Origin of the sequence: Glutamicibacter arilaitensis, assembly GCF_044793945.1 — a bacterium.
GTDB lineage: Bacteria > Actinomycetota > Actinomycetes > Actinomycetales > Micrococcaceae > Glutamicibacter > Glutamicibacter arilaitensis_B.
In genome coordinates, this window is record NZ_CP084994.1 from 721,832 (window position 1) to 745,836 (window position 24,005).

The 24,005-nt window shown below is 59.8% G+C and carries 22 protein-coding genes and 1 tRNA gene; 21 read left to right on the plus strand and 2 right to left on the minus strand.

From position 1 onward, the window contains the following. The first annotated feature begins 3 nt into the window (after positions 1-3). From LG294_RS03425 to ilvA, 18 genes are all read left to right on the plus strand, one after another. Positions 4-1,272, plus strand: coding sequence for an ABC transporter permease (locus LG294_RS03425; RefSeq protein ID WP_404291627.1), 1,269 nt, complete (start codon positions 4-6; stop codon positions 1,270-1,272). Positions 1,273-1,280: 8 nt separating this feature from the next. Next, on the plus strand, positions 1,281-1,691 hold the full coding sequence (locus LG294_RS03430; RefSeq protein ID WP_404289519.1) for a cytidine deaminase: 411 nt from the start codon (positions 1,281-1,283) through the stop codon (positions 1,689-1,691). Positions 1,692-1,750: 59 nt separating this feature from the next. Then, positions 1,751-3,064: a thymidine phosphorylase gene (locus LG294_RS03435; RefSeq protein ID WP_404289520.1), complete on the plus strand. Its 1,314-nt coding sequence runs from the start codon at positions 1,751-1,753 to the stop codon at positions 3,062-3,064. Positions 3,065-3,489: 425 nt separating this feature from the next. Beyond that, positions 3,490-4,164, plus strand: coding sequence for a DedA family protein (locus tag LG294_RS03440; protein WP_404289522.1), 675 nt, complete (start codon positions 3,490-3,492; stop codon positions 4,162-4,164). Positions 4,165-4,266: 102 nt separating this feature from the next. Continuing rightward, positions 4,267-5,451 (plus strand): adenosine deaminase, encoded by a 1,185-nt coding sequence (locus LG294_RS03445; RefSeq protein WP_404291629.1) that lies wholly within the window; start codon positions 4,267-4,269, stop codon positions 5,449-5,451. A 151-nt stretch (positions 5,452-5,602) separates the two neighbouring features. Further along, entirely contained in the window at positions 5,603-6,145 is a 543-nt protein-coding gene (locus tag LG294_RS03450; protein WP_404289524.1) for a GNAT family N-acetyltransferase, read from the plus strand. Between the two features lie 79 nt (positions 6,146-6,224). Further along, a complete protein-coding gene (locus LG294_RS03455) occupies positions 6,225-6,776 on the plus strand; it encodes a pyridoxamine 5'-phosphate oxidase family protein (RefSeq protein ID WP_404289526.1) in 552 nt (183 codons plus the stop codon). Positions 6,777-6,789: 13 nt separating this feature from the next. After that, positions 6,790-7,458, plus strand: coding sequence for a MazG nucleotide pyrophosphohydrolase domain-containing protein (locus LG294_RS03460; RefSeq protein WP_404289528.1), 669 nt, complete (start codon positions 6,790-6,792; stop codon positions 7,456-7,458). A gap of 108 nt (positions 7,459-7,566) precedes the next feature. Next, positions 7,567-8,847 carry a phosphopyruvate hydratase gene (gene eno, locus LG294_RS03465; protein WP_404289530.1) on the plus strand — a complete coding sequence of 427 codons (1,281 nt, stop codon included), beginning with the start codon at positions 7,567-7,569 and terminating at the stop codon, positions 8,845-8,847. Positions 8,848-8,948: 101 nt separating this feature from the next. After that, complete coding sequence (locus LG294_RS03470; protein ID WP_404289532.1) at positions 8,949-9,806, plus strand: septum formation initiator family protein; 858 nt, start codon at positions 8,949-8,951, stop codon at positions 9,804-9,806. A 56-nt stretch (positions 9,807-9,862) separates the two neighbouring features. Further along, a complete protein-coding gene (locus LG294_RS03475) occupies positions 9,863-10,555 on the plus strand; it encodes a DUF501 domain-containing protein (protein WP_404289534.1) in 693 nt (230 codons plus the stop codon). Next, entirely contained in the window at positions 10,555-11,478 is a 924-nt protein-coding gene (locus LG294_RS03480) for an exopolyphosphatase (protein ID WP_404289536.1), read from the plus strand. Before LG294_RS03475 ends, LG294_RS03480 begins: the two co-directional genes overlap by 1 nt. Positions 11,479-11,601: 123 nt before the next feature. Further along, positions 11,602-13,068, plus strand: coding sequence for a S8 family serine peptidase (locus LG294_RS03485; RefSeq protein ID WP_404291631.1), 1,467 nt, complete (start codon positions 11,602-11,604; stop codon positions 13,066-13,068). Between the two features lie 252 nt (positions 13,069-13,320). Beyond that, a complete protein-coding gene (locus tag LG294_RS03490) occupies positions 13,321-14,703 on the plus strand; it encodes an NAD(P)/FAD-dependent oxidoreductase (protein WP_404289538.1) in 1,383 nt (460 codons plus the stop codon). A gap of 119 nt (positions 14,704-14,822) precedes the next feature. Continuing rightward, positions 14,823-14,904 (plus strand) — tRNA-Leu (locus LG294_RS03495). A 547-nt stretch (positions 14,905-15,451) separates the two neighbouring features. Further along, entirely contained in the window at positions 15,452-16,276 is an 825-nt protein-coding gene (locus tag LG294_RS03500; RefSeq protein WP_404289540.1) for a Bax inhibitor-1/YccA family protein, read from the plus strand. Between the two features lie 206 nt (positions 16,277-16,482). Then, on the plus strand, positions 16,483-17,673 hold the full coding sequence (locus tag LG294_RS03505) for an AI-2E family transporter (RefSeq protein ID WP_404289542.1): 1,191 nt from the start codon (positions 16,483-16,485) through the stop codon (positions 17,671-17,673). Next, on the plus strand, positions 17,674-18,945 hold the full coding sequence (ilvA, locus tag LG294_RS03510) for a threonine ammonia-lyase (protein WP_404289544.1): 1,272 nt from the start codon (positions 17,674-17,676) through the stop codon (positions 18,943-18,945). Between the two features lie 74 nt (positions 18,946-19,019). On the opposite strand, the gene greA is transcribed toward ilvA, so the two are convergent. Continuing rightward, positions 19,020-19,514: a transcription elongation factor GreA gene (gene greA / locus LG294_RS03515; RefSeq protein ID WP_404289546.1), complete on the minus strand. Its 495-nt coding sequence runs from the start codon at positions 19,512-19,514 to the stop codon at positions 19,020-19,022. A 292-nt stretch (positions 19,515-19,806) separates the two neighbouring features. Then, on the minus strand, positions 19,807-20,226 hold the full coding sequence (locus LG294_RS03520; protein WP_404289548.1) for a DUF4307 domain-containing protein: 420 nt from the start codon (positions 20,224-20,226) through the stop codon (positions 19,807-19,809). A 208-nt stretch (positions 20,227-20,434) separates the two neighbouring features. Between LG294_RS03520 and mca the strand changes: the two genes are divergently transcribed. The 3 genes from mca (at position 20,435) to LG294_RS03535 (ending at position 23,915) form a co-directional block, all read left to right on the plus strand. Next, positions 20,435-21,301, plus strand: coding sequence for a mycothiol conjugate amidase Mca (mca, locus tag LG294_RS03525; protein ID WP_404291633.1), 867 nt, complete (start codon positions 20,435-20,437; stop codon positions 21,299-21,301). 43 nt (positions 21,302-21,344) lie between these two features. Beyond that, a complete protein-coding gene (locus LG294_RS03530) occupies positions 21,345-21,626 on the plus strand; it encodes a hypothetical protein (protein ID WP_404289550.1) in 282 nt (93 codons plus the stop codon). 180 nt (positions 21,627-21,806) lie between these two features. Beyond that, positions 21,807-23,915 (plus strand): thioredoxin domain-containing protein, encoded by a 2,109-nt coding sequence (locus tag LG294_RS03535; RefSeq protein ID WP_404289552.1) that lies wholly within the window; start codon positions 21,807-21,809, stop codon positions 23,913-23,915. The last annotated feature ends 90 nt before the right edge of the window (positions 23,916-24,005 follow it).

Consider the following 24,005-nt stretch of genomic DNA (forward strand, 5'->3'; position numbering starts at 1 on the left):
ACGATGACTCCAGCGGTGCAACCGTCGATTACGCTGTTGCCGAGCAAGAAAACCCCGATCGTGCTCAGTGTCATTGCGCTGATCACGCTGATCAGTTTCGGCTTTTTGGGCAGCAACCAAGCGGCGAACTTCTCGCTGAGCACCTCCACCGACGCATTCACGATCCCTGACCTGGTCTTTCCCGGCATGGCCACGAACATCGTCTTCGGGGTGCTGCTGCTGGCACTGGCTGCCTACTCGTGGATGCTGCGCTCCAAGGGACAGGTGCTGCCCACCTGGTCGATAGTGGTAGGCGCGGTGATCTTCGTCCTCGGCTTCCTGATCTGGGTGGTTTCCGGGGCGAATATCAACAGCATTTCGCTGGCCAGCCTGCTGGCCGGCGCGGTGGTGCTCGCGGTGCCGCTGGTTTTCGGTTCGCTCTCCGGGGTGCTCTGCGAGCGTGCCGGGGTGGTCAACATCGCCATCGAGGGCCAGCTGCTCGGCGGCGCGTTCACCGCGGCGATCGTCGCCTCGGTGACCAAGAGCGCCTTCGCCGGATTGATCGCCGCAGGGATCGCCGGTGCGCTGGTTTCGCTGGTGCTCGCGCTCTTCGCGATCAAGTACCTGGTCAATCAGATCATCGTCGGCGTGGTGCTCAACGTGCTCGTCTCGGGCATCACCGGTTTCCTCTTCACCACGGTGATGCAGGAAGATCCGGAGCTGTTCAACTCGCCGGCCCACCTGCCGATCATCGCGATCCCCGGGTTGAGCGCCATTCCGGTGATCGGTCCGATCCTGTTCAAGCAGTCGCTGATCGGCTACCTGATGTACGTGGCGGTTTTCCTGGTCTGGTTCGGCCTGTTCAAAACCCGCTGGGGACTGCGCGTGCGCGCGGTAGGCGAACACCCTAAGGCAGCAGACACACTAGGCATCAAGGTCAATGCGACCCGCTTTTGGAATGTCACCCTCGGCGGCATCGTTGCCGGCATCGGCGGCTCGTTCTTCACCCTGGTCGCCATCGACTCCTTCACCAAGGAAATTTCCGGTGGCCGCGGCTTCATCGCGCTGGCCGCGGTGATCTTCGGACGCTGGAACCCGATCGGGGCCTTCGCCGCCGCGCTGCTCTTCGGCTTCGCGGATAACCTTCAGGTGATCTTGACGATTATCGGCACGCCGGTGCCAAGCCAGTTCATGGCGATGATGCCGTACCTGGTCACGATCTTCGCCGTCGCCGGTCTGGTGGGCCGCTCCCGTGGCCCGGCAGCCGTCGGCGAACCGTATGTGAAGGAATGACAAGTCCCATGGAAAACAACACCGCGCCGTGGTCGCAGCTTGAAGCTGCGGCCGCGGCGGCGCTGTCCACGGCCTATGCCCCCTACTCGAAGTTCCGGGTTGGCGCCGCGGCGCAAACCACCGATGGCCGTATCGTCTCCGGCTGCAATATCGAAAACGCCGCCTATGGGGTGACGCTGTGCGCCGAGTGCGCCATGGTGGGCGAAATGTTCGCCACCGGCGGCGGACAGCTTCAATACTTTGTCTGCTTCGGCCAGCTGGAGCAGGGCAAGGTCGAACTGATCACCCCCTGCGGACGCTGCCGCCAATTGCTCTTCGAGCACAGGGCGGCCGATATGTTGATCAAAACCGACACCGGCATCCTCACCATGGAACAGCTGCTGCCCTACGCTTTTGGCCCGAACGATATTGCCTTGTGATCCTTTCGCGTTTGCGAAGGCATGCACCTGTGACGAATTGACGAGTTAGGAACCCGATTATGGCTACCGAAAAATTTAGTGCCGTCGACATCATCCGCGCGAAACGCGATGGTGGCGAACTAAGCGACGAAATGATCGACTGGACCATCGACGCGTATACGCGCGGAGCCATCGCCGAAGAACAGATGTCTGCTCTGAACATGGCCATCTTCTTCCGCGGCATGAACCGTTCGGAAATTTCACGCTGGACCCACGCGATGATCAACTCGGGCGAACGCATGGACTTCTCCGGGCTGAAGGACGCCAACGGCAAGGCCTTGGCCACTACCGACAAGCACTCCACCGGCGGAGTGGGGGACAAGATCACGCTGCCGCTGGCACCGCTGGTCGCCAGTTTTGGGGTGTCCGTCCCGCAGCTATCCGGGCGCGGGCTGGGCCACACCGGCGGCACCTTGGATAAGCTCGAAGCCATCCCCGGATGGCGTGCGGCGCTAACCAATGAGGAAATGTTTGCCCAGCTTTCGGGCGCCGGCGCGGTGATCTGCGCCGCGGGTACCGGGCTTGCCCCGGCGGACAAGAAGCTGTACGCCCTGCGCGACGTGACCGCCACGGTGGACTCGCTGCCGCTGATTGCCTCCTCGATTATGAGCAAGAAGATCGCCGAAGGCACCGGCACGCTGATCCTGGATGTGAAGGTCGGTTCCGGTGCGTTCATGAAGGACGAGGCGATGGCCCGGGAACTGGCCGAAACCATGGTCTACCTGGGCACCGATTCCGGGGTGAACACCGTCGCGCTGCTGACGAATATGGACACCCCGCTCGGCCTGACCGCCGGCAACGCGATCGAAGTCGAGGAATCTGTGGAGGTGCTCGCCGGCGGTGGACCGGAGGATGTGGTCGAGCTGACCGTCGCCTTGGCCACCGAGATGCTGGCAGGTGCCGGCATCAAGGACGTCGACGTTCGCGCCGCGCTGAACAACGGCCAAGCGATGGACCGGTGGCGACAGATGATCATCGCCCAGGGCGGCGACCCGGATGCGAAGCTTCCGGTAGCTACCGAATCGCATACCGTCTATGCGCAGGCCGAGGGAGCACTGCTGAAGCTTGACGCCATGGATATCGGATTGGCTGCTTGGTCCTTGGGTGCGGGGCGTGCACGCAAGGAAGATACGGTGCAGGCAGGTGCCGGAGTGCGGTTGCATGTGAAGCCCGGAGCGCTGGTGCGCCGCGGGCAGCCTATCGCCACGTTGCTGACCGATACCCCGGAGAAGTTGCCACGCGCCATCGAATTGGTGGAAAAGTCGATCTTGATCGGTTCGGACACCGACCGAGCGGACACACGCCTGATCTTCGATCGGATTGCCGCGAAGTAGAAAAATTCCCGCGGGACATCAAGAGTCTCATCGGCGCAAGCCAACCTAAGAGTGGTACCTGACCCAAGCAGTTCATCAAGTGGTCGGGTGCCACTTTTGTTTTCCGGTGTTGGAGCAGACCTGTTTTCGCGGTTGCGCTCAATCGAGCTGCTGGCGCTGCCCGCCAGATCGCTAGGATCCAGGCGCAGTGCAATCCGCCCGACGAGCCTTTTCGGAATCCGGAGAAGTTGAGCGCACCGGTAGCACTCGGCAAACTCCCGGGAACCTGAAGACCGTGGTCAATCGTTGGACAGATATCTCCACCCGTGGGTGGGGGTGGTAAAAATTCAAAATGCGACGATGGTCGGATGCACCGGTGTTAGTTCTCGAGCGAGAATGTAATTACGGCGCGTCACGCGCAGGTTCGGGGAAAGTAGCAAAGATTAATGGACTTGATCAACGAAGCGATCACGCACGCAGCAAGCGCATGGTGGGTGTTGCCACTGTTGTTTTTGTTCTGCATGATCGATGCGTTTTTCCCAATCGTGCCGTCCGAGTCCTTTCTTGTCTCGCTAGCCGCTGTGGGCGTGAACACCGGTTCTCCGAATTTGCTGCTGATTGCCGTACTAGGTGTGTCCGGGGCCATCGTGGGAGACCAGATCACCTTCCTGATCGGCCGTAAGCTCGGGGCGCGCGGCTTCGCCTGGATGCGCGGAAAGAGGGCGCAACGAGTCCTGAATTTTTCCGCGCGCAAGCTCCAGACCTCGGGGGCGCTGTTGATTTTCACCGCGCGCTATATCCCCGTGGGCCGCGTCGCGGTGAATCTGACGGCAGGGGCTACGGGCTTCAGCCACCGCCGTTTCACCCTCTTTGACATCATTGGCTGCGTCACCTGGGGAGCTTATTCGGTGGGCATCGGAGCGTTGGCGGGCAATTGGCTGGCGCATAACAAACTGCTGGGAATCATCGTCTCGGTGGTGCTGGCGGTACTGCTCGGCTATCTCATCGACCTGTTGGTCAATCGGGTGCTTGCCCGGTACAAGCAGCGCACGCAGAAGGACGCTCCCGCCGAATCCACCGGCACTCTGGAGCTGGTCCGGCCCGAGCGCGAGCAGGGTTAACCTGCCGGCTTGACGATGGTCACATAGAGGCTCGCAGATCTTTACTCATTAGAACTATCTGTGCGGAGAAATTGCGACTAGGCTCGACCTGTGACTGAAGAAATGATTCATCTTGCCTATGATCCCGAGTTCGACTTCCGGGATCTGCCCAAAGTTTCGCTACACGACCACCTAGACGGTGGCTTGCGCCCGCAAACCATCATCGATTTAGCAGCGGAGATCGGCCACGAGCTGCCGACCACCGACGCCGAAGCATTGGGTGAATGGTTCCGTGAATCGGCCGACTCCGGTTCGCTGCCACGCTATCTGGAAACCTTTGACCACACCCTGGCCGTCATGCAGACCCGCGAAGCGCTGATCCGCGTGGCGCGCGAGTTCGTGGAAGACCTCGCAGCCGACGGCGTGATCTACGGCGAGGTGCGCTATGCGCCCGAGCAGCACCTGCGTGAGGGACTGAGCCTGGACGACGTTGTTGACGCCGTGCAGGAAGGCATGGAGCAGGCCGTTGAGGCGCTGAATAATGAGGGTCACCCGATTCAGGTTGGTCAGGTAATCTCGGCAATGCGCCAAGCAGACCGCGGTCTGGAGATCGCACAGCTGGCTTTGCGCCACCGCGGACGCGGCGTAGTCGGTTTCGACATCGCCGGCCCTGAGGACGGGTTCCTACCTTCGCGGATGAAGGAGGCCTTCGACCTGCTGGCCGAGAATCTCTTCCCCGCCACCGTGCACGCAGGTGAGGCAGCTGGCCTGGATTCGATTAAGGACGCAATCCTGGTCGGTCGCGCCACCCGCTTGGGTCACGGCGTACGCGTCGCGGAAGATATCGAGATCGAATTCGGCGGCGTGGACGATGACGGGGAAACCTTGGATCAGGACACCGGTCTGGTTTCCTTGGGCCCGGTAGCCAACTGGGTGCGCGAACGCGGCATTCCACTGGAAATCTGCCCGTCCTCGAACCTGCAGACCGGCGCTACCGCCGGATTCGGCGAGGGAATCGAATCCCACCCGATCGACCTGCTGGTGCAGACCGGATTCAACGTCACCATTTCCCCGGACAACCGGTTGATGAGCGGCACGACCCTGTCCGATGAATTCGAATTGCTGGTGGAAGCCTTCGATTACGATCTCGAAGACCTGCTGGATCTGACGCTGAACGCCGCCGAGGCGGCCTTCGTGCCCCTTGAAATGCGTGAACTGCTGGTCGAATACATCAACGACTACTACGCCGACCTGCTCGACGAAGACGACGATGATGAAGACGACGATGAGGATTACGAAGAGATCTAATTCTCGACGGAAGCTTTGACGCAAGGGCCACCTAAACGGTGGCCCTTGCGGTCTTTAAGCGCTCCTGCGTCCGGGCGCCGCGCTAAGCACAGCACCGATCCCGCTGAAATTCTCCGGGAGCAGATCCGGCGGGAGCAGGTAGGGTCAAGGCATGTCTATTACTTTTGCCGCTATGGATGAAAGCGATACAGAAGAAGTCATCAGTTTCTTGGTATCCAATCCATTCCCCTTTCATGTTCACCCGGCTCCTGTGGATCAAGACGTGCGAGAAAAAATTGCCAAGGGCCGCTACTGGAACGAAGATACCCAGGGTTATTGGATCAGCGAAAACGGCCGTCGAATTGGAATGGTTTCGCTTGAAGACCTGCAAGAGGACAACTCGCCGATGTTTGACTTGCGGCTCAGCGAGAATCAGCGCGGTCGCGGACGGGGCGTTAAGGTGCTTCGCGCGCTCTGCGATCTGGTTTTTGAAACCATGCCGCAGGTATTGCGTTTTGAGGGACAGACCCGCGAGGACAACATCGCCATGAGAAAGACGTTCCTGCAGGCGGGGTTCGTTAAGGAAGCGCATTATCGAATGGGGTGGCCGACCGCTGACGGGCGATACCTCGCCTCGATCGCTTACTCAATTTTGAGCCAGGACTGGAAAAACAACACCGTCACTGCTTTTGAATGGGACGATCTCCCGATGTAGTTTTCATTTCACGCCAAACAACACGTAGTTTGCGCACCCCTGACACCGACATAGCGCCTGCGCTAACTATGCTCGAAGCGTGGGAAAAATATACGAGGAAATCGACGAAAATCTCAAGGCCTGGATCCAGCAGCAACCGATGTGGTTTGTGGCGACCGCGCCGCTTTCCGCCCAAGGCCATGTGAATCTGTCCCCGCGGGGGCTGGACTCCTTTTCGATCTTGGGCCCAAACCGGGTCGCATGGGTGGATTACACCGGAAGCGGCGTGGAAACAATAGCGCATCTTCGCGAAAACGGCCGTATTTGCCTGCTGTTTAACTCCTTTGACCAACGGCCACGGATCGTTCGGCTGCATGGGCAGGGTACGGTGCATATTCCTGGGGACCGGGTCTTCGAGGAGGTCGTTGCCCTGCATCCCAAGAATCTGGGCACACGAGCGGTCATCGAAGTGGAGGTGACACGCATTAGTGATTCTTGCGGGTGGGGTGTCCCGCAGATGGAGCTCACCGGGGAACGCGAAACGATGAATCTCTGGGCGCAGAAAAAGGGCGAGGCGGGGCTGGAAGAGTATCGCGGGCAGAAGAATTCGTTGAGCATCGACGGTCTGCCCGGGATGCCCGCATCGATGTGATTAGCTTGAAGGCATGCAAAGCGAGAGCGAATTAGACCGGCTGATCTGGATCGTCGAGACCTTGCGGGAGCGGTGCGCCTGGACCGGCGCGTTGACCCACGAGTCCCTGCGTACCTACCTGATCGAAGAATCCTATGAAGTCCTCGACGCGATTGGCGCGCAGGATGCGCAACAATTGTGCGAGGAACTCGGGGACTTGCTCTTCCAAATCCTGCTGCATGCGCAGATCGCCAACGAGCGGGAACATTTCGACCTGCAAGACGTAGCCAAGGCCTTGGCCGACAAGCTGCAGCGGCGCAACCGGCATGTCTTCGATGCGCAGGGCGGCCTAGAACCGGTGATCACCACCGATGTGGATGAGATCATCCGGATTTGGGATGCGGCGAAGCAGTCCGAACGCGCCGGTGCGCCACGGCGAAAGAATGCGGGGCTCCCAGCTGGCCTTCCCTCGCTGGCGCTGTCACAAAAGCTGCTGGCGCGGAACCGGCGCGCGGGCGCCGGCAAGCTGCCTGCGCCCACCACCGGAATCCGGGCTCGAGTGCATGACGCGCAGAGCCTGAGCGCTGAATTGCTGGCCCTCTCGGCGCGAGCCGAGGAGCTGGGCTTGGATGCCGAAACGGTGCTGCGCGATGCGCTGGCGAAACATTATGCAGGAACGAAGAGTGAAACAACGTCGCCCTAACAAGGGGTGACGCGCTAGGCTAGGGAACAGGCAATGGTGCCAACGGTCGATCGGACCGCTGGATCGACCAGCCCTTAGACAACCCCTTTATACAAGGAGTCCTTACTCATGGCATTGATTGACGCCATTCACGCGCGCGAAATTCTTGATTCCCGCGGAAATCCGACCGTTGAGGTCGAGGTCCTACTTACCGATGGTGCCCACGGCCGTGCCGCGGTTCCATCCGGTGCATCCACCGGCCAGTTCGAAGCCGCGGAACGTCGCGACGGGGACAAGAAGCGTTACCTGGGCAAGGGCGTCTTGGGCGCCGTTGGTTCGGTTATCGAAGAGATCGCCGACGAGCTGGAGGGCCTAGACGCCACCGACCAGCGCTCCATCGACCAGGCAATGATCGAGTTGGACGGCACCCCAAATAAGTCGAAGCTTGGCGCCAACGCCATCTTGGGTGTTTCCCTGGCAGTGGCCAACGCCGCAGCCGCCAGCGCCAACCTGCCGCTGTTCAAGTACCTGGGCGGCCCGAATGCACACGTGCTGCCGGTGCCACTGATGAACATCCTCAACGGCGGCTCACACGCCGATTCCGATGTGGACATCCAGGAATTCATGATCGCTCCGCTGGGCGCCAAGACCTTCTCCGAGGGCTTGCGCTGGGGCGTCGAGGTCTACCACAACCTCAAGTCGGTGTTGCAGGAAAAGAAGCTTTCCACCGGTCTGGGCGATGAGGGCGGCTTCGCGCCGAACCTGCCAAGCAACCGTGCGGCCCTGGAACTGATTACCGAAGCTATCAAGCGTGCCGGCTACACCCCGGGCAAGGACATTGCTCTGGCACTGGACGTGGCCTCCTCGGAGTTCTACGAGAACGGCGCCTACCAGTTCGAAGGCGAAGCGCGCAGCGCAGAGCAGATGAGCGATTACTACGCCCAGCTGGTCGCCGACTTCCCGCTGGTATCCATCGAGGATCCGCTGGATGAGAACGACTGGGAAGGCTGGAAGACCCTGACCGATAATATCGGCGACAAGGTGCAGCTGGTGGGCGATGACCTGTTCGTCACCAACCCAGAGCGCCTGGCTCAGGGTATCAAGACCAACACGGCGAACTCGCTGCTGGTCAAGGTGAACCAGATCGGCACCCTCACCGAGACCCTCGATGCCATCTCGATGGCCCAGCGTGCCGGTTACACCACCATCACCTCGCACCGCTCGGGCGAGACCGAAGATGTCACCATTGCCGAGATCTGCGTGGCTACCAACGCCGGCCAGATCAAGACCGGTGCCCCAGCCCGAAGCGAACGCGTAGCGAAGTACAACCAGCTGCTGCGTATCGAAGAGGACCTGGGCGAAGCAGCAGTTTACGCAGGAACCAGCGCGTTCCCGCGTTTCAACAGCTAATCTTCAGATAAAACGAATAAGCTCGTCGGTAGTTGGATACCGACGGGCTTATCGTTATTTAATGGAGATACCGTTGGAAGTACGAGTTTGAATGGGGGAGTATGGCGCAGCGACCACCGCGCATGCCGCGACGAAACACCCCAGCAAGTACCGGGGAGCCGGAAGCTGGCTCCGTTGACAGTGGCGAAATAGACGAAGCACCGGAAGCCAGCACCCGGAGTGAAACCCGCGGGGCTCACCAAGCGGAGCCAGCCACCGACGCGTTGCATGTGATTCCCGCCGCGCGAAAGAATGCTTCGGCGCCGCGCAGGGCGCGGCCAGCCCCCTCTACGGAACGCAAAACAACTCGCACCGGTTCTTCTGGCGCGCCTGCGGCTCCGCGGGCTGCCAAGCCCTCCGCCAAGCCTGCAGCCAAGACACCTGCAGGGAAACCGAAGGCGCCCCTGCGTGAACGCGCCAAGGAGAAGCAGAGCGAACGCCGCCGCGATGACCGGGTGAAGTTCTCCGCCGCGGTACGCCGCAAGCCGGGGGAGAAGGCCGAAGCCCACCATGAACCGCCGGCCGGCGAACCGGTGGCAGCCCATCGCTTCTCCGGACGTGTGGCCGCACTGCTGGTGGTGCTAGCGTTCTTTGCCGTGATGCTGGTACCCACGGTGAATTTTTATCGAACCCAAATGACTGAAATCAACGAGCTGCGTGCCTCGATCAGCGAGAAAGAACTAGAGCGCGATGAGCTGAAGGCAGAGATCGCGCGCTGGGATGATCCGCTGTATATCAAGCAGCAGGCTCGTGAACGGATAAACTTGGTCATGCCAGGCGAAAAGCTGTACAAGGTGGTGGGCGAACTTCCGGATGAGGAAGAGGCCGCAACCAGCAATGGCAGTACCTATGAGGTGCGCGCCGATCTTCCATGGGTTGATGCGCTGCTCGATTCGGTGCATCGCTCGGCGACCGACTGATAACTTACCGGCACCCTGCACCAGGGCCGAACCACACGACGCGAAAAGACGAAAACTTGACTGATAAGCCAATCCGCGAAGCCCTCGACGCCGCAGGACGTGTTCCCAGCGAGCAGGACCTAGATTCGCTCAGCCGCCAGCTGAACCGTCCGGTGCGCGATGTGGTGGAGATCGGTGCACGCTGCGTGTGCGGCAACCCACTGGTGGCGACCACCGCCCCGCGGCTGTCCAGCGGCATCCCATTCCCGACCACCTACTACCTGACGCATCCGGTCATTACCGCTGCGGTGTCCCGGTTGGAAGCGGCCGGGCTGATGGGCACCATGAACGAACGCCTGGGCGAGGACTCGCAGCTGGCTGCCGATTATGTGGCGGCGCACGAATCCTACTTGGCGAACCGCGACGCGATCGGCGAGCGTTCGGGCACCGGAGCGGTCCCGGAGATCGACGGCGTCTCGGCCGGCGGCATGCCGAACCGGGTGAAGTGCCTGCACGTGCTCGTGGGGCATTCGCTGGCGGCCGGTGAGGGCGTGAACCCGCTGGGCGACGAGGCCATCGCCGGGATCGCCGAGTGGTGGACCAAGGACAAATGCTTCTGCGAAGGTGCTTGGGATACCGCCGGCGAGGCTCCCAGCCAGGATCGCTCGCGCCATGTGAAAACCCAGGAGCGGGTTGACCCGGCGGTGAAACGTGCCGAACGCGCACGGAAGCGTGCCGAGCGCGAAGCCACGCAGGCGGACCAAGCCTAATGCGCGTAGCGGGAATTGACTGCGGAACGAATTCCATCCGCCTGCTCATTGCGGATGCCATCATTGATGCCGACGGCGTTCAACTGCAGGACGTCGTGCGCACCATGCGCGTGGTGCGACTTGGCCAGGGCGTGGATGCCACCGGCGGGTTTGCCCCCGAAGCTTTGGAACGCACCTTCGCCGCGGTGCGCGAGTACAAGGCATTGTGCGAAGAGCATGGAGTCCAGCAGATCCGATTCGCGGCCACCAGCGCGGCACGTGATGCCTCGAACCGCGAAGTCTTCCTGTCCACCGTTACCGACATCTTGGGTGTGAGCCCGGAGGTGATCACCGGGGACGAAGAAGCGAGCCTTTCCTTCACCGGTGCCGCCTCGGTGCGCAGCACCAAGGACGGCAAGCTGCTGGTCATTGACCTCGGCGGCGGATCCACCGAGTTCGTCCTCGGCGATGGTTCCGGACCGCTGGCAGCTACCTCACTGGATATCGGCTGTGTTCGGGTGACCGAACGCTTTGCCGAGCGTGCGGATGCGATCGATTTCATCGACGGCACGCTGGCCAACCTCACTGGCCGAGTCGATGTGTCCCAGGTGGATACCGTAATCGTGGTGGCTGGCACTTTTACCACCCTCACCGCGCAGGCGCTGAAGTTGAGCACCTACGATTCGTCCGCCATTCACGGCGCCGAGCTTTCCTTTGCGGATATGCGCCGTGCCACCGGTGAAATGCTCTCCTATAGCCGTGAAGAGCGTGCTGCCCTGGGCTTCATGCATCCGGGGCGCGTGGATGTGATTCAGGCCGGCGCGTTGATTGTGCAACGCATTCTGGGTTACCTCGAAGAAGTCAGCCAGAACCGGCCGATGACGCTGATCGCCTCAGAGCACGATATTCTCGATGGAATTGCGGCCTCGGCCGCGCTTAATTAGTCAACTGAAGTTTTAGCCCTATTGGCCCGGAATGCCGGAGCCCCTTGCGAGGAGATGATCGTGGGTCACTTGACTACCGGTAAGCCCGTCGCGGCGCGTACCTTGTTGGCTGCCTTGCTGGCGATGCTGCTCGCAGGTGCCATGGTGCATGGCGCCGTTCCTGCCCGAGCGGACGATATTCGCAGCAGTGAATATTGGCTGGCCGCCCAGGGCATCACCGAGGCGCACAAGGTCACTAAAGGCGAGGGCGTCAAAGTCGCGATCATCGATACCGGCGTCGACACCAGCCACCCGGATCTGAAGGGTGCGATTAGCGGCGGTGCGGACATGTCTGGGTCCGGCGGACCACGGGGCGACAAGCCTATCGGCGTGATGAGCGAGCACGGCACCCTGGTGGCCACGTTGCTGGGCGGCCGCGGGAACAATAAGCAAGAAATTGAGCGGATTAAATCCGAGAACGAACGGTTGAAGACCGCTTGGGAACGCGCGAAGAAGAACGCTGAAGAAGAAAACGAAAAAAAAGAGGATGACGAAGAGAAGGTAGAGGTTCCCGAGGAACCCGAGTACGAGAAGGTTCCGTCGTTGCGAGCGGGCAATGACGGAGTGCTCGGCGTCGCGCCGGAGGCAGAGCTGCTCTCGGTTTCCCTTTGGATGGGCGGGGAGAACCCTTCGGGCATTCCCGTCGAGGAACAGATCCCCAGGGCGGTACGCTGGGCTGTTGATTCCGGTGCCAAGGTGATCAACATGTCCCTCGGTTCCACCTCACCGGCGTGGCCCGAAAGCTGGGATGACGCATTCAAGTATGCGGAGGACAAGGACGTGGTCATCGTGGCCGCCGCGGGTAACCGCTCGGGCGGCATGAGCCAGGTCGGTGCCCCTGCAACGATCCCCGGCGTGCTGACGGTAGCCGGTGTGGATGAGTCGGGCAAGGCCTCGAAGGATTCTTCCACCGAGGGTATTTCCATCGGTGTTGCCGCTCCCGCCGAACAGCTAGTCGGTGGCCTGCCAGGTGGCGGGTACGCCCGCTGGTCCGGTACCTCCGGTGCAGCCCCACTGGTGGCCGGCGTGGCCGCTCTGATTCGTTCTGAGCATCCGGAGATGAAAGCTCCGCAGGTGATCAACCGAATTCTGCAGACCGCCAAGGACACTGGTGCGGCCGGTGTGGACAATCTCTACGGTCACGGCATTATCGATGCGCACGCGGCGCTGACGGCAAATGTGCCGGTGGCCGAGACCAACCCGATGAACACCATTACCGAGTGGATTCGGATCCATCGCCGAAATTCAGATGAAACTACCGAAGCACCGGATCCCGGGGTTTCCATGGAGAAGTCGACGCTGGATCCCGTAGCGGCGCCCGAGCCGATCCTTCCCGATGATTCGGCCCCGGTTTTACAGCCGCTGATCGTGATCGGCGGTGGAGTCCTGCTGGTGCTGGTACTTATCGGTGGTGGCACGCAGGTTGCAATTCGTGCGCGGCGACAGAAGAAGATCCGCGAAGTTGAACTAGCGGCATTGAGCAAATTGCAGGTTGGCAAGTCGGGCGAGGGACGCGATCTATTCGACGAAATCCCGGAAGACGATAAGTAGCCAAAACGTGTTGCTGGCGATGAACCAAAGGACGAACAACTCCAATGGTTCATCGCCAGTTCGCGTTAAACCGTGCAGATAGGAACTTGGAGCAAAAAGACTGTTTCCAGCGTGTGAATCGGCCGAAGAAGTGCAGAAATCTCGCGGTGCAGTACATTCCGGGAGAACCCCGTACGCGCATGGAGACGAAGACAACAGACAAAGTTAGTGAATGTTTTCACTAACTCCGATATTCCGCGTAGAATCAAGAGTATGTCGATCATCGAAAGCTCCCAGAAGCGCCCGCGCATTCTTGTCGTTGGCGGTGGCTATGTTGGCCTTTACGTCGCGATGAAGTTGCAGAAGAAGGTCAAGGACCACGGTGGCATTGTCACCGTCGTAGACCCGAACCCATATATGACTTACCAGCCATTCCTGCCAGAAGTTGCAGGTGGCAATATCGAACCACGCCACGTAGTGGTCTCTCACCGTCAGCACCTGAAGCACTCCGAGCTGGTTAACGGCCGCGTGCTGAGCATTGACCATGCTAACAAGAAGGCTGTCGTTGCCCCGGTTAGCGGTGAAGAGTTCGAGCTGGAATACACCGATATCGTGATGTCCGCTGGTGCCATCACCCGTACCTTCCCGATTCCGGGCCTGGGCGATGCAGGTATCGGACTGAAGACCATCGAAGAAGCTGTAGCACTGCGCAATAAGGTTGCCGAACGCGTAGAGTCCGCAGCGAATATGACCGATCCGGTAGCACGCAAACGCGCGCTGACCTTCGTCGTGGTTGGTGGCGGCTTCGCTGGCATCGAAACCATTGCCGAACTTGAGGACATGGCTCGTCACCTGGTCAAGCTCAACGACCGGGTAAATGAGAAGGAAGTTCGCTTCGTTCTCGTTGAGGCCATGGGCCGCATCATGCCAGAAGTTACCGAAGAGCAGGCATTGTGGGTTGTTGATCACTTGCGCAGCCGCGGTATCGAGGTCCTGCTGAACACCTCGCTGGCAGATGCCACCGACGGAAACCTGCAGCTGATCAACATGGCTGACAAGTCCCCAGCTGGCGAATTCGGCTCAGACACCTTGATCTGGTGTGCCGGCGTCATGGCGAACCCAATGGTCCGCTCCACCGATTTCCCAATCGAGCAGCGTGGCCGCATCGAGACCCGCACCGACCTGCGCATCAAGGACGAGAACGGCAACCCGCTGGACGGAGCCTGGGCTGCCGGCGATATCTCGGCCGTGAAGGACGTCACCGGCGGCCTGCCAGACGGTACTTGCGTGCCTAACGCGCAGCACGCTGTGCGTCAGGCCAAACTGCTTGCAAAGAACCTGTACGCATCGCGCTATGGCGTGGGCACCATCAAGGAATACAAGCACAAGAACCTCGGCGCAGTTGCAGGCTTCGGCCAGAACAAGGGCGTTGCCAAGGTTGTCGGTCTGAAGCTTAAGGGCTGGCCAGCTTGGATGGCACACCGCGGTTACCACGGTATGGCTATGCCAACCTTCGAACGCAAGTTCCGCGTCCTTGGTGACTGGATGGTTGCTTGGTTCTTCTCGCGCGACGCGGTGCAGTTGAACAACTTGGAGACCCCGCGCGCGGTCTTCGAGGAGTCGGCTAACCCAAAGAAGGCTGCTGCAGCGAAGTAAGCTGATTTGATCGACGTTTCATCGCCACAGGGGTTGGAAGCAATTTCTGGCCCCTGTGGCACTGATTGTTGCGGGAATTTCAGATTTTATGATCTAATCGCGTAAGATTTTAGAGTCCTGCCCTCATGGTGGAATTGGCATACACGGCTGACTTAAAATCAGCTGCCGAAAGGCTTGTGGGTTCGAGTCCCACTGGGGGCACATGTGAAAGAGCCGCTACTTACCTGTAATCACGGGGGAGTAGCGGCTCTTGCTTTATTTGAAATCGAGTGCTGCCAGAAGGGCTGGCAATTCTGGCGAAGAGGGCCTAATCCGCTCTTTCGACTATCGATCGAGTGTGGACGAAGGTGAGACTTTCATCTTCCAGTGAGATTAGAGCTTGTTCTGGCTTCTTGAGCCTCCCACCCGGATTCGCGCATGGTGGCCCCGCCAACATGCTCAAAGGACTATCCGTCCTAGCCTCCACAGGATAGAACATCGCGTGTGGCAAACCACCATGGCAGCGCTTTTAGCACGGCTGCCCGTTTCGTTTGATCGCAAAAGTTCCGGCAGTCAAAGCGGGATGGAACGGATTTTTTTAGCAAGGATTCATCTTGGCTTTGAAGCGAATCGGTGGATGCACACGCTCTAGGCATAATTCACTGGAAATATATCGATATCATCCCTATGGCTGAGCCGATTCACAGCAAACCCAAATAAGATCGATTGCAGGACACAGGCGATGGGCTTGTGCTTGAACAAACGACTTATGGGGGAATTCAGGTTGAGCGGTAACCCGATCTTCGGTTCCAAGAACCAGTCTGCAAACTGGGGCACTGGCTCCAATGCAGGCAGTCCGGTCGGATTCCACGAATCCGGCAACCTCAGCGCCGATCAGTTGCAGGGCATGTACCAGCAGCCATCGGCCACTAGCCACGACACCGGTCGCATGACCATTGGCGACACCATCAACAAGACCATCCTGTGCTTGGCACTGGTTGTTGTGGGTGCCGCCGCAGGTTGGGCCGTACCAGCCCTGATGCTGCCAGGCGCACTGGTCGGTTTCGTGCTTGGTCTGGTGAACGTCTTCAAGAAGAAGCCGTCACCGGCTCTGATCCTTCTCTACGCGGCAGCCGAAGGCTTGTTCCTCGGCGGACTCTCGCAGTTCCTCGACTCTCGCTACCCAGGCGTCGCAATTCAGGCGGTCGTCGCGACCTTCTGTGTCGCTGGCGTGACCTTGGCACTGTACCGTTCGGGTAAGTACCGGATGACTCCGAAACTGAACAAGATGTTCATGATCGCGATGATCGGCATGGTCGTCTTCTCGCTGGTCAATATGGTCATGATGATGACCGGCACGGTCGACGGCATGTTTGGCATGCGCAGCGGTATCTTCGGCGTCGTTATTGGCTTGATTGCAGTGCTGCTTGCGACCTACGCGCTGGTTTCTGACTTCACCATGATCGAAGAGCTATCCCGTCAGGGTGCCCCGGCCATCATGGCTTGGCGCGGTGCTTTCGGTCTGACCATGACCTTGGTCTGGCTATATCTTGAGATTCTGCGCATTCTGGCTATTCTGCGCGGCGACGAATAAGCATATTGAAATATAATCTCAGAACCAGTGCCCAATACGGGCACTGGTTCTATTTTTTATGTCACAATACCGACATGGATCCCGGTGCGGCGCGGAACTCACGGTAACTTAGAGAAATGAAGAGTAACCGGCTGTCGCGACTGCGCCGGTTCCGAGTGGTGCTACCAACAAAAACCAGCTCGGGACCTAGCCCAAGATCAGCGAACGTGGATTTCCATGACGCCGACGACATGCCATATGCGGTGCGCCTAGCGGCCTGGTGGTCCTGGCGTTTCCTCGTCGTGGCTGCCGCCGTAGGCGTGATTGTCTGGCTTCTATCGCAGCTGTCTTTGCTGCTGATCCCGGTGCTGATCGCCGCGCTGATCAGCGGACTGCTGTCGCCAATCGTCAACGCGCTGAACACCAAGTTAGCGGTGCCGCGCGGACTGGCTGTGGGATTCACCGTGCTTGGCTTCCTCGGGCTCGTGGTGAGCGGATTGTCGATGGCCGGGCAACGCCTATCTGCCGGGTTCGCAGCACTGTGGAATCAATCAATCGCAGGTTTAGAGCAGGTCCAAGATTGGCTCTTCAACGGACCCTTGCAGCTAACCAATGATGACCTGCAAAATGTCATCGATGACGCGTTGGGCCAGCTACGCTCGAACGCCACAAATATTTTAAGCGAAGCGATCAGTTGGGGTTCTGCCCTGGGCCAGATCGTCACCGGCGCTCTGCTGGCGCTGTTCACCTTGGTCTTCTTGCTCCTCGACGGACGGAAGATCGGCCTATTCCTGATCAATCTGCTGCCCCGCCGTGCCCGCCCAGCCATGGATGGCGCGATGAGTCGTGGCTGGTTCTCCTTAGTGCGCTACGTGCGCGTGCAACTGCTGGTGGCCTTCATCGACGCCGTGGGCATTGGCTTTGGCGCGTTCTTCTTGGGCGTTCCGCTAGCAATGCCGCTGGGCGTAATCGTCTTCGTCGGTTCCTTCATCCCGATCATCGGTGCTCTTGTTACCGGTGCATTGGCAGTGCTGCTGGCCCTTGTGGCCAACGGTTGGGTCAACGCGTTGATCATGCTCGGCGTGGTGTTGCTGGTGCAGCAGGCCGAATCGAACATCCTGCAGCCGCTGGTCATGGGCAAAGCGGTTAGCCTGCACCCGCTGGCAGTGGTGCTGGCAGTCGCCGGCGGCGCCATGCTGGCAGGCATCCCAGGCGCGCTATTCGCCGTCCCAATTATGGCCGTACTGAATGCGGTGGTGAAATACCTGGCTCGACGCGGATGGGACGATGACCCGTTCGTCCGCGAACAATATGGAGTTGGCGAAGAACCTCACGCCCCTCCAGAGCTGCCCACCGAGACATCCCCCGAACAACCGCCGGTGAGCCGGCGCTCCGAGAACATTGCAAATGAGGAATAGATGAGCACCAAGCCAGAACTACCTGTCACATTGGCTGATATCGAGCACGCGGCCAAGGTGCTCGAACCGGTGATTGCGCGTACCCCGATCGAGCATTCTCGGGTGCTTTCCTTGCATGCCGGCGCTGAGGTGTTCCTGAAATGTGAGAACCTGCAACGTGCTGGTTCCTTCAAGGTGCGTGGCGCCTACGTACGCATGTCAAAGCTCAGCGCCGAAGAGAAGGCCCGAGGAGTGGTGGCCGCCTCGGCAGGCAACCATGCGCAAGGTGTCGCCCAAGCAGCGGCGCATCTGGGAATTGAAGCACGCATCTACATGCCGCGCGGAGTGGCATTGCCTAAGCTCGCGGCTACCGAAGACCACGGCGCCAAAGTGGTGCTGTTCGGGGATACCGTAGATCAGGCGCTGGCGGAGGCGCAGCGTTTTGCCGATGAAACCGGTGCGGTGTTTGTGCACCCTTTCGACCACCCCGACATCATTGCCGGCCAAGGAACTATTGGGCTTGAAATCCTGGAACAGGTTCCGCAGGTTGAAACCGTGCTGATGGGCGTGGGCGGCGGTGGCCTGCTAGCCGGTGTGGCGATCGCACTGAAGGAGAAGGCCCGCCAGCTGGGCCGCGAGATCAAGGTGGTTGGTGTGCAGGCAGAAAATGCCGCAGCGTACCCACCATCGCTGGCGGCGGATGCGCTGGTGCCCCTGGACACGGTGCACACCATTGCTGATGGCATCGCGGTGGGTAAGCCCGGCCAGCTGCCGTTTGCCATCATCAAGGAACTCGTTGATGACGTGGTGACGGTCTCCGAAGATGCACTGGCGCAGGCGCTGGTAGTTCTGCTGGAGCGCAACAAGCTGGTGGTGGAGCCGGCTGGTGCAGTGGGCGTTGCAGCGCTCTTAGAGGACCGGTTGAAAGAGCATGGGATTGACCCGGCGACTACCGTGGTGATCCTCTCGGGCGGAAATATCGATCCGCTGCTGATGCTCAAGGTGATTCAGCGTGGTTTGAATGCCGCCGGCCGATTCCTGACCGTGCGCATCATGCTTCCGGACCGTCCAGGCGCGTTAGCGACGATCTCGCGGGTCATTGCTGAATCGGATGCGAACGTGACCCGGTTGGACCACACTCGCATCGGCGGCTCGCTGTCCATGGGCGATGTGGCGATCACCATCGATTTGGAAACCAAGGGGCATAAGCACTCCGAACATGTGCTTGATAATTTGCGTGCCGAGGGCTTTGACCCGCACATCACTAACAGTGCTGGTGGCTCGGTAGCCTAGTTCTAAGAATGCAGATGTAAAAAATCTGGCCTGACACTTCGAAAAGTGTCAGGCCAGATTTTTATGCGTAGGGATTAGCCCTGGTATGGCGTGGCAGAGATGATCTCCACGGCGATATCGCGTCCGTTAGGCGCAGTGTAAGTCAGCTTGTCGCCAACCTTCTTGCCGTGTACGGCCTTGCCGATTGGAGACTGCTCCGAGTAAACCTCAAGGTCGCTGTCGCCGGCAACTTCACGGGAACCGAACAAGAAGGTGGTCTCGTCACCAGCGATGGTGGCACCCACCAGCATGCCGGGTTCGACCACTCCGTCATCTGCAGGCGCTTCGCCTACGTGCGCGCGGCGAAGGAGATCCTTTAGGTAAAGGATGCGGGCCTCGGCCTTGCCTTGCTCCTCACGGGCAGCATGGTAGCCGCCGTTCTCCTTGAGGTCACCCTCCGAACGTGCCTGCTCGATGCGGGCAACGATTTCGGTGCGGCCTGGGCCGGAGAGGAAGGTCAGTTCGTTCTGAAGGCGGTCGAAGGCCTCCTGAGTCAGCCACACGACAGGTTCGTTGCTGTTGGTGCTCACGTTGTACTTCCTTTGGTCTGTCAGGGACTTCTTCTGTTAGCCGCCCGTGGTGGGCGGTAAAGCCGAACGCCACCATGCGGTGGCGTTGAAGAAGTCAGATTCGGTACGAATTGGTGATCTGTCGAATTTCGGCGGATGCAAGCAAAGACCCCGCTAGGCTCCTGTTCCCAGTTTTTTATCAACTAGGCGCACAAACCGATGCGGGGTTAAACGTACTTTCCCACGATAATAGTCGTGTTTGGGAAATAATCCCAATAGGTTCAGCTTTGCGAGAAGAAGATCGGCCTAAATGTTACTCGGCGAAATTGTTCGGAACCTTGTAACAAGCCTCTACCCCGGCGGCGGTGGCCAGATTATCGGTATGCATCGGCACCGTGATGCGCTGGGTAGTCAGCTTGCCCGGATCAGTGGATTCAAGCACGATGCTGGTGAATCCGACGGTCGCCTTGGACTCGTTCAGTGCTCGCACATCGCACTGTACGCGGTGCTTGGAGTTGTACTCGACCTCAATCACAGCGGTTGCCTGAGCGGGGGAGGCGACCGAGAACTCGATGTCCTGAGCGGTGATTGCACTGAAATTTGTGAATCCGATATACGCCGCGCCAGCTACGCCGACGGTCAGGGCGCCAGCAATGAGCAGGTTGCGGGTTCGCTTGGCCAGAGGGCGTTTCTTGGGGTTGTTGTATCGAGCCGTTAAGCTTGGATCAGACATCGCTTACCCTGCACCACTCTCTGCCGCCAACTATGAGGTATCTCTAAGTCTACCGGCAGGGGGTACAGGGAATAACTAGGGTCTACGTGAGAGTTGTCATTGATGGTATGCCATGACGGCATACCGGCCTGTTCACAGTGCAGAAGGAAGATTTTACGTGGAGATTCACGACGTGAAGAAGTTGGCGCCGTCCCAGGGGCTGCGTCTCATGGCGATTCATGCCCACCCTGACGACGAGTCGTCAAAAGGTGCTGCCACCATGGCTGCCTATGTTGAAGCCGGCGCCGAGGTTATGGTCGTCAGCTGCACCGGCGGTGAACGCGGTGACATTCTGAATGCGGCGGTCGGGGAACTGGCGCACGCACATCGTGACCTGCCCGGCGTGCGCCGCACGGAGATGGCTGAAGCTGCCGCCGTGCTCGGTGTTAAGCACCGTTGGTTAGGATACGTCGACTCGGGACTGCCCGAAGGTGATCCGTTGCCCGAACTGCCTTTCGGTGCTTTCGCGCTGCAGCCGGTGGAAATCGCGGCAGCAGGCATCATCAAGCTGATTCGCGAATTCCGTCCGCACGTGATTACCACCTACGACGAGAATGGCGGATACCCGCACCCGGACCACATTCAAAGCCACAAGGTTTCCACCTTCGCTTTCGAACAGGCCGGAAACCCCGAGATGTACCCCGAGCTCGGTGAGCCATGGGAAGTCGACAAGCTTTACTTCGACCGCGCGTTCTCCTCGGACCGCTTCCGGACACTGCATTACGCAATGCTGGAGGCCGGCTACGAGTCGCCGTACACCGAACGAGTCGCCATGTGGGAAAACGACGAAGAGAACGAAATGTTCAAGTGGGTTTCGCCACATACCACGACCACGCAGGTGCATTGTGCAGATTACTTCACGCTGCGCGATCAGGCCTTGCTAGCGCACCGAACCCAGATTGACCCGGAAGGATTCTTCTTCGCGGTCCCCGAGCATATCTATGCCGAGTCATGGCCGTGGGAGGACTACACGCTGATCTCTTCGAAGGTTGCCACCGAGCTGCCCGAATCAGATCTGTTTGCCGGACTAAGATAGAGCTAAGTACCAACTAGTTCCAGAAAAGAGTTGTCCCCACACCGTGAATGCGATCTACGCGACCATGCTGGTTGCGAGCACCAATGTTCAGAACGAAAATTTGGACGAGAACAGCTATGGCCCGGGTTTCCTCGGATTCGTGTTCACCGCGTTTCTGGCGCTGGCAGTAATTTTCCTCATCCGAGACATGGTGCGCCGTGTACGCCGCGTGCGTTATGCCTCGGAAGCCGAAGCGAAGCAGAACGAGCTGATGCTCAAGGGCGAGAACCAGGTGCGCCAAGAATCTACCGATCCGGTAGATCCAAAAACGTCCGAAGATAGCTAAGCTTCGCAATATTAGAAGCGCAGCCTCGTGCCGAGTTCGCCAATTAGTGGTGAGCTTGCCACGAGGCTATTTCTTTCTGGCTTTGCGGGTCATGCGGGAAACTAGCTTGGCCTTGCGAGCCACATTTGCCTTGAGCCACGCTTACAGGAGAGGTAAACCCTGATGGGGCAGAATGGCGCTATGGGACAACGAATCGCCGCAAGCTCCTCGGCCTATCTCCGTCAGCACTCCCACCAGCTAGTTGACTGGTGGCCCTACGGGGATGAAGCCTTCGAACAGGCTCGACTGCGCGATGTACCGGTGATGCTCTCCATCGGTTATGCGGCCTGCCACTGGTGCCACGTGATGAGCCACGAATCCTTTGACGACCCAGCGGTTGCGGGTAAATTGAATGATCATTTTGTCGCGATCAAGGTGGACCGCGAGGAACACCCATTGGTGGATGACACCTACATGATGGCCACCCAAGCGCTGACCGGTTCTGGCGGCTGGCCCATGACGATCTTTACCCTGCCCGACGGGCGGACTTTCCACGCGGGCACCTATTACCCACGTGAACCTCGCGGAAAGATGCCTTCCTTCACACAGCTGCTGGATGCCGTGCATCAAGCCTGGGAAGAGCGCCGCGAGGGGCTGGAAGAACAAGCCGATATGCTCGCCAACCACCTGGCGGAACTTGGCACCCGGCAAGGCACACTCTTGAACCTGGCGAGCCCTACGCCGGTAGCCGAGGCGCTTGCGGCTGCGAGCGCGCATTGGATCGCCCAGACCAAACCTGAAGGTGGCTTTACCCCGGCACCCAAGTTCCCGCCGAGCTGGGCGTTGAAAACCTTATGGCGCACCGTGATGCTTGAACCCGAGCACAGCGCAGAAGCTTTCAACGCGTTGGCGACTACCGTCGAAGCGATGCTGCTCGGCGGCCTGCACGATCATCTCTCCGGCGGGTTCGCCCGCTACTGCGTGGATGAGCATTGGGCGGTCCCGCACTTTGAAAAAATGCTCTACGACAATGCGGGGCTACTCTCGCTGTGTGCACGTACCGCGGTATTTGCCGAAGAGCTGGCAGTGCAGGGCACCAACCAGTCGTTGCGTGCGGCGCAGCTTGCCCAGTTGGCCCGGCAAGCGGCCCTGGATACCGCAGATTTCTTGTATGCGGAGCTTTTGACCGGGGCGGGAGGCGAACCGAATCGCGCATTGGCAGCCTCATTGGATGCCGATTCAATGCGTGCCGGAAAAAGCGTTGAGGGAGCGGCCTACACCTTCACCCGGGAAGAATACTCTGAGGCGCTGAACCGGGCAGACGTAGAACTGCCCGCAGGCCTGGTGCGGCTCGCGGCGGTAGCCGAAGATCCCGGCTACTTCCACCTGTCATTAACCGGCGCCCCGGCAGATGACCAGCTCGAAATCTGGAATGCGTTCAAGGAGCAGCTTCGCACCCTGCGGGCCACTCGCGAACGCCCGGGGCGAGATGAGAAAATCATCGCCGGATGGAATGGCTTGGCTATCGAAGCCCTTGCCGAGGCGGGAGAACTGCTCGCGAACCCGCAGCTAGGCGAACTTGCTGAAAGAGTGGCAACCGCCATTTGGGAGGTGCACTGGGACGCGCGGACCAAAACTCTTTCCAGAGTCAGCTTCGCCGGTCAGCCAGCGGCTGGCAACGAGGGTACCTTGCAGGACTACGCAGCGCTCGCTCTTGGATTCTTAGCCCTAGATCAAAGCGCGGAACGTGCGACGTGGCAAGAGCGCGCCGTGGAGTTGCTTGACCGTGCTGAGAGCTTCCTAGACCCGGAAACCGGGATCCCCCGAGATACCGTCAGCCTAGATGCACGCCTGAGCAAGCAGCGCTCGAATATCGCACCGGTGACGGTCCTCGATGACGCCATCCCCGCCGCCGGGGCGCTCTACGCCAAGGCCTTGGCACGCCAGGCTCTGCAGAGCATGGCTGAAGGGAGTTTCGCTGCGGTCAACGCCGTCCAGTTCGAGCGGGCAGGAAAGCTCAGCGCCCACGGTTCGGCGCTCGCCGGTGAAGCGCCCACCCAGGTGGCCACCGCGCTAGAGGTGCAATCGGTGCTCGACTCGTCGGTACATTATGTGAATTTCACCGGAGGCAGCAGCGAGGAACGTCTGAGATTACGGGCTATTTGCAAGGGGCTGGGGATCGAAGCCAAGAGCACCGACAAGCCGGCGAAGGACGTGCAGAGCCTGCAAATCCAGCCTTGCCGGATGGAACTGTGCAATCTTCCGGTGGCCGGAGTGGATGCATTTTTGCAGCTGCTGCGTGGCCGCTAACCGCGCAGCCGGGCCAGATGGATGCACCGTGTACGTGGTGAAACACGATAGATTTAGTTTCAAGAATTCTTTTGATTGTGTGCGAAAGCG

What these genes read in the sequence shown, in the direction of transcription:
- LG294_RS03500 (WP_404289540.1), top strand. Translation starts at nt 15,452, where the DNA reads ATGGGGGAATTCAGGTTGAGCGGTAACCCGATCTTCGGTTCCAAGAAC.
- LG294_RS03470 (WP_404289532.1), top strand. Translation starts at nt 8,949, where the DNA reads ATGGCGCAGCGACCACCGCGCATGCCGCGACGAAACACCCCAGCAAGT.
- LG294_RS03435 (WP_404289520.1), top strand. Translation starts at nt 1,751, where the DNA reads ATGGCTACCGAAAAATTTAGTGCCGTCGACATCATCCGCGCGAAACGC.
- ilvA (WP_404289544.1), top strand. Translation starts at nt 17,674, where the DNA reads ATGAGCACCAAGCCAGAACTACCTGTCACATTGGCTGATATCGAGCAC.
- LG294_RS03480 (WP_404289536.1), top strand. Translation starts at nt 10,555, where the DNA reads ATGCGCGTAGCGGGAATTGACTGCGGAACGAATTCCATCCGCCTGCTC.
- LG294_RS03450 (WP_404289524.1), top strand. Translation starts at nt 5,603, where the DNA reads ATGTCTATTACTTTTGCCGCTATGGATGAAAGCGATACAGAAGAAGTC.
- LG294_RS03490 (WP_404289538.1), top strand. Translation starts at nt 13,321, where the DNA reads ATGTCGATCATCGAAAGCTCCCAGAAGCGCCCGCGCATTCTTGTCGTT.
- LG294_RS03425 (WP_404291627.1), top strand. Translation starts at nt 4, where the DNA reads ATGACTCCAGCGGTGCAACCGTCGATTACGCTGTTGCCGAGCAAGAAA.
- LG294_RS03445 (WP_404291629.1), top strand. Translation starts at nt 4,267, where the DNA reads ATGATTCATCTTGCCTATGATCCCGAGTTCGACTTCCGGGATCTGCCC.
- LG294_RS03485 (WP_404291631.1), top strand. Translation starts at nt 11,602, where the DNA reads ATGCTGCTCGCAGGTGCCATGGTGCATGGCGCCGTTCCTGCCCGAGCG.
- LG294_RS03520 (WP_404289548.1), bottom strand. Translation starts at nt 20,226, where the DNA reads ATGTCTGATCCAAGCTTAACGGCTCGATACAACAACCCCAAGAAACGC.
- LG294_RS03535 (WP_404289552.1), top strand. Translation starts at nt 21,807, where the DNA reads ATGGGACAACGAATCGCCGCAAGCTCCTCGGCCTATCTCCGTCAGCAC.
- eno (WP_404289530.1), top strand. Translation starts at nt 7,567, where the DNA reads ATGGCATTGATTGACGCCATTCACGCGCGCGAAATTCTTGATTCCCGC.
- LG294_RS03430 (WP_404289519.1), top strand. Translation starts at nt 1,281, where the DNA reads ATGGAAAACAACACCGCGCCGTGGTCGCAGCTTGAAGCTGCGGCCGCG.
- LG294_RS03440 (WP_404289522.1), top strand. Translation starts at nt 3,490, where the DNA reads ATGGACTTGATCAACGAAGCGATCACGCACGCAGCAAGCGCATGGTGG.
- mca (WP_404291633.1), top strand. Translation starts at nt 20,435, where the DNA reads ATGGCGATTCATGCCCACCCTGACGACGAGTCGTCAAAAGGTGCTGCC.
- LG294_RS03460 (WP_404289528.1), top strand. Translation starts at nt 6,790, where the DNA reads ATGCAAAGCGAGAGCGAATTAGACCGGCTGATCTGGATCGTCGAGACC.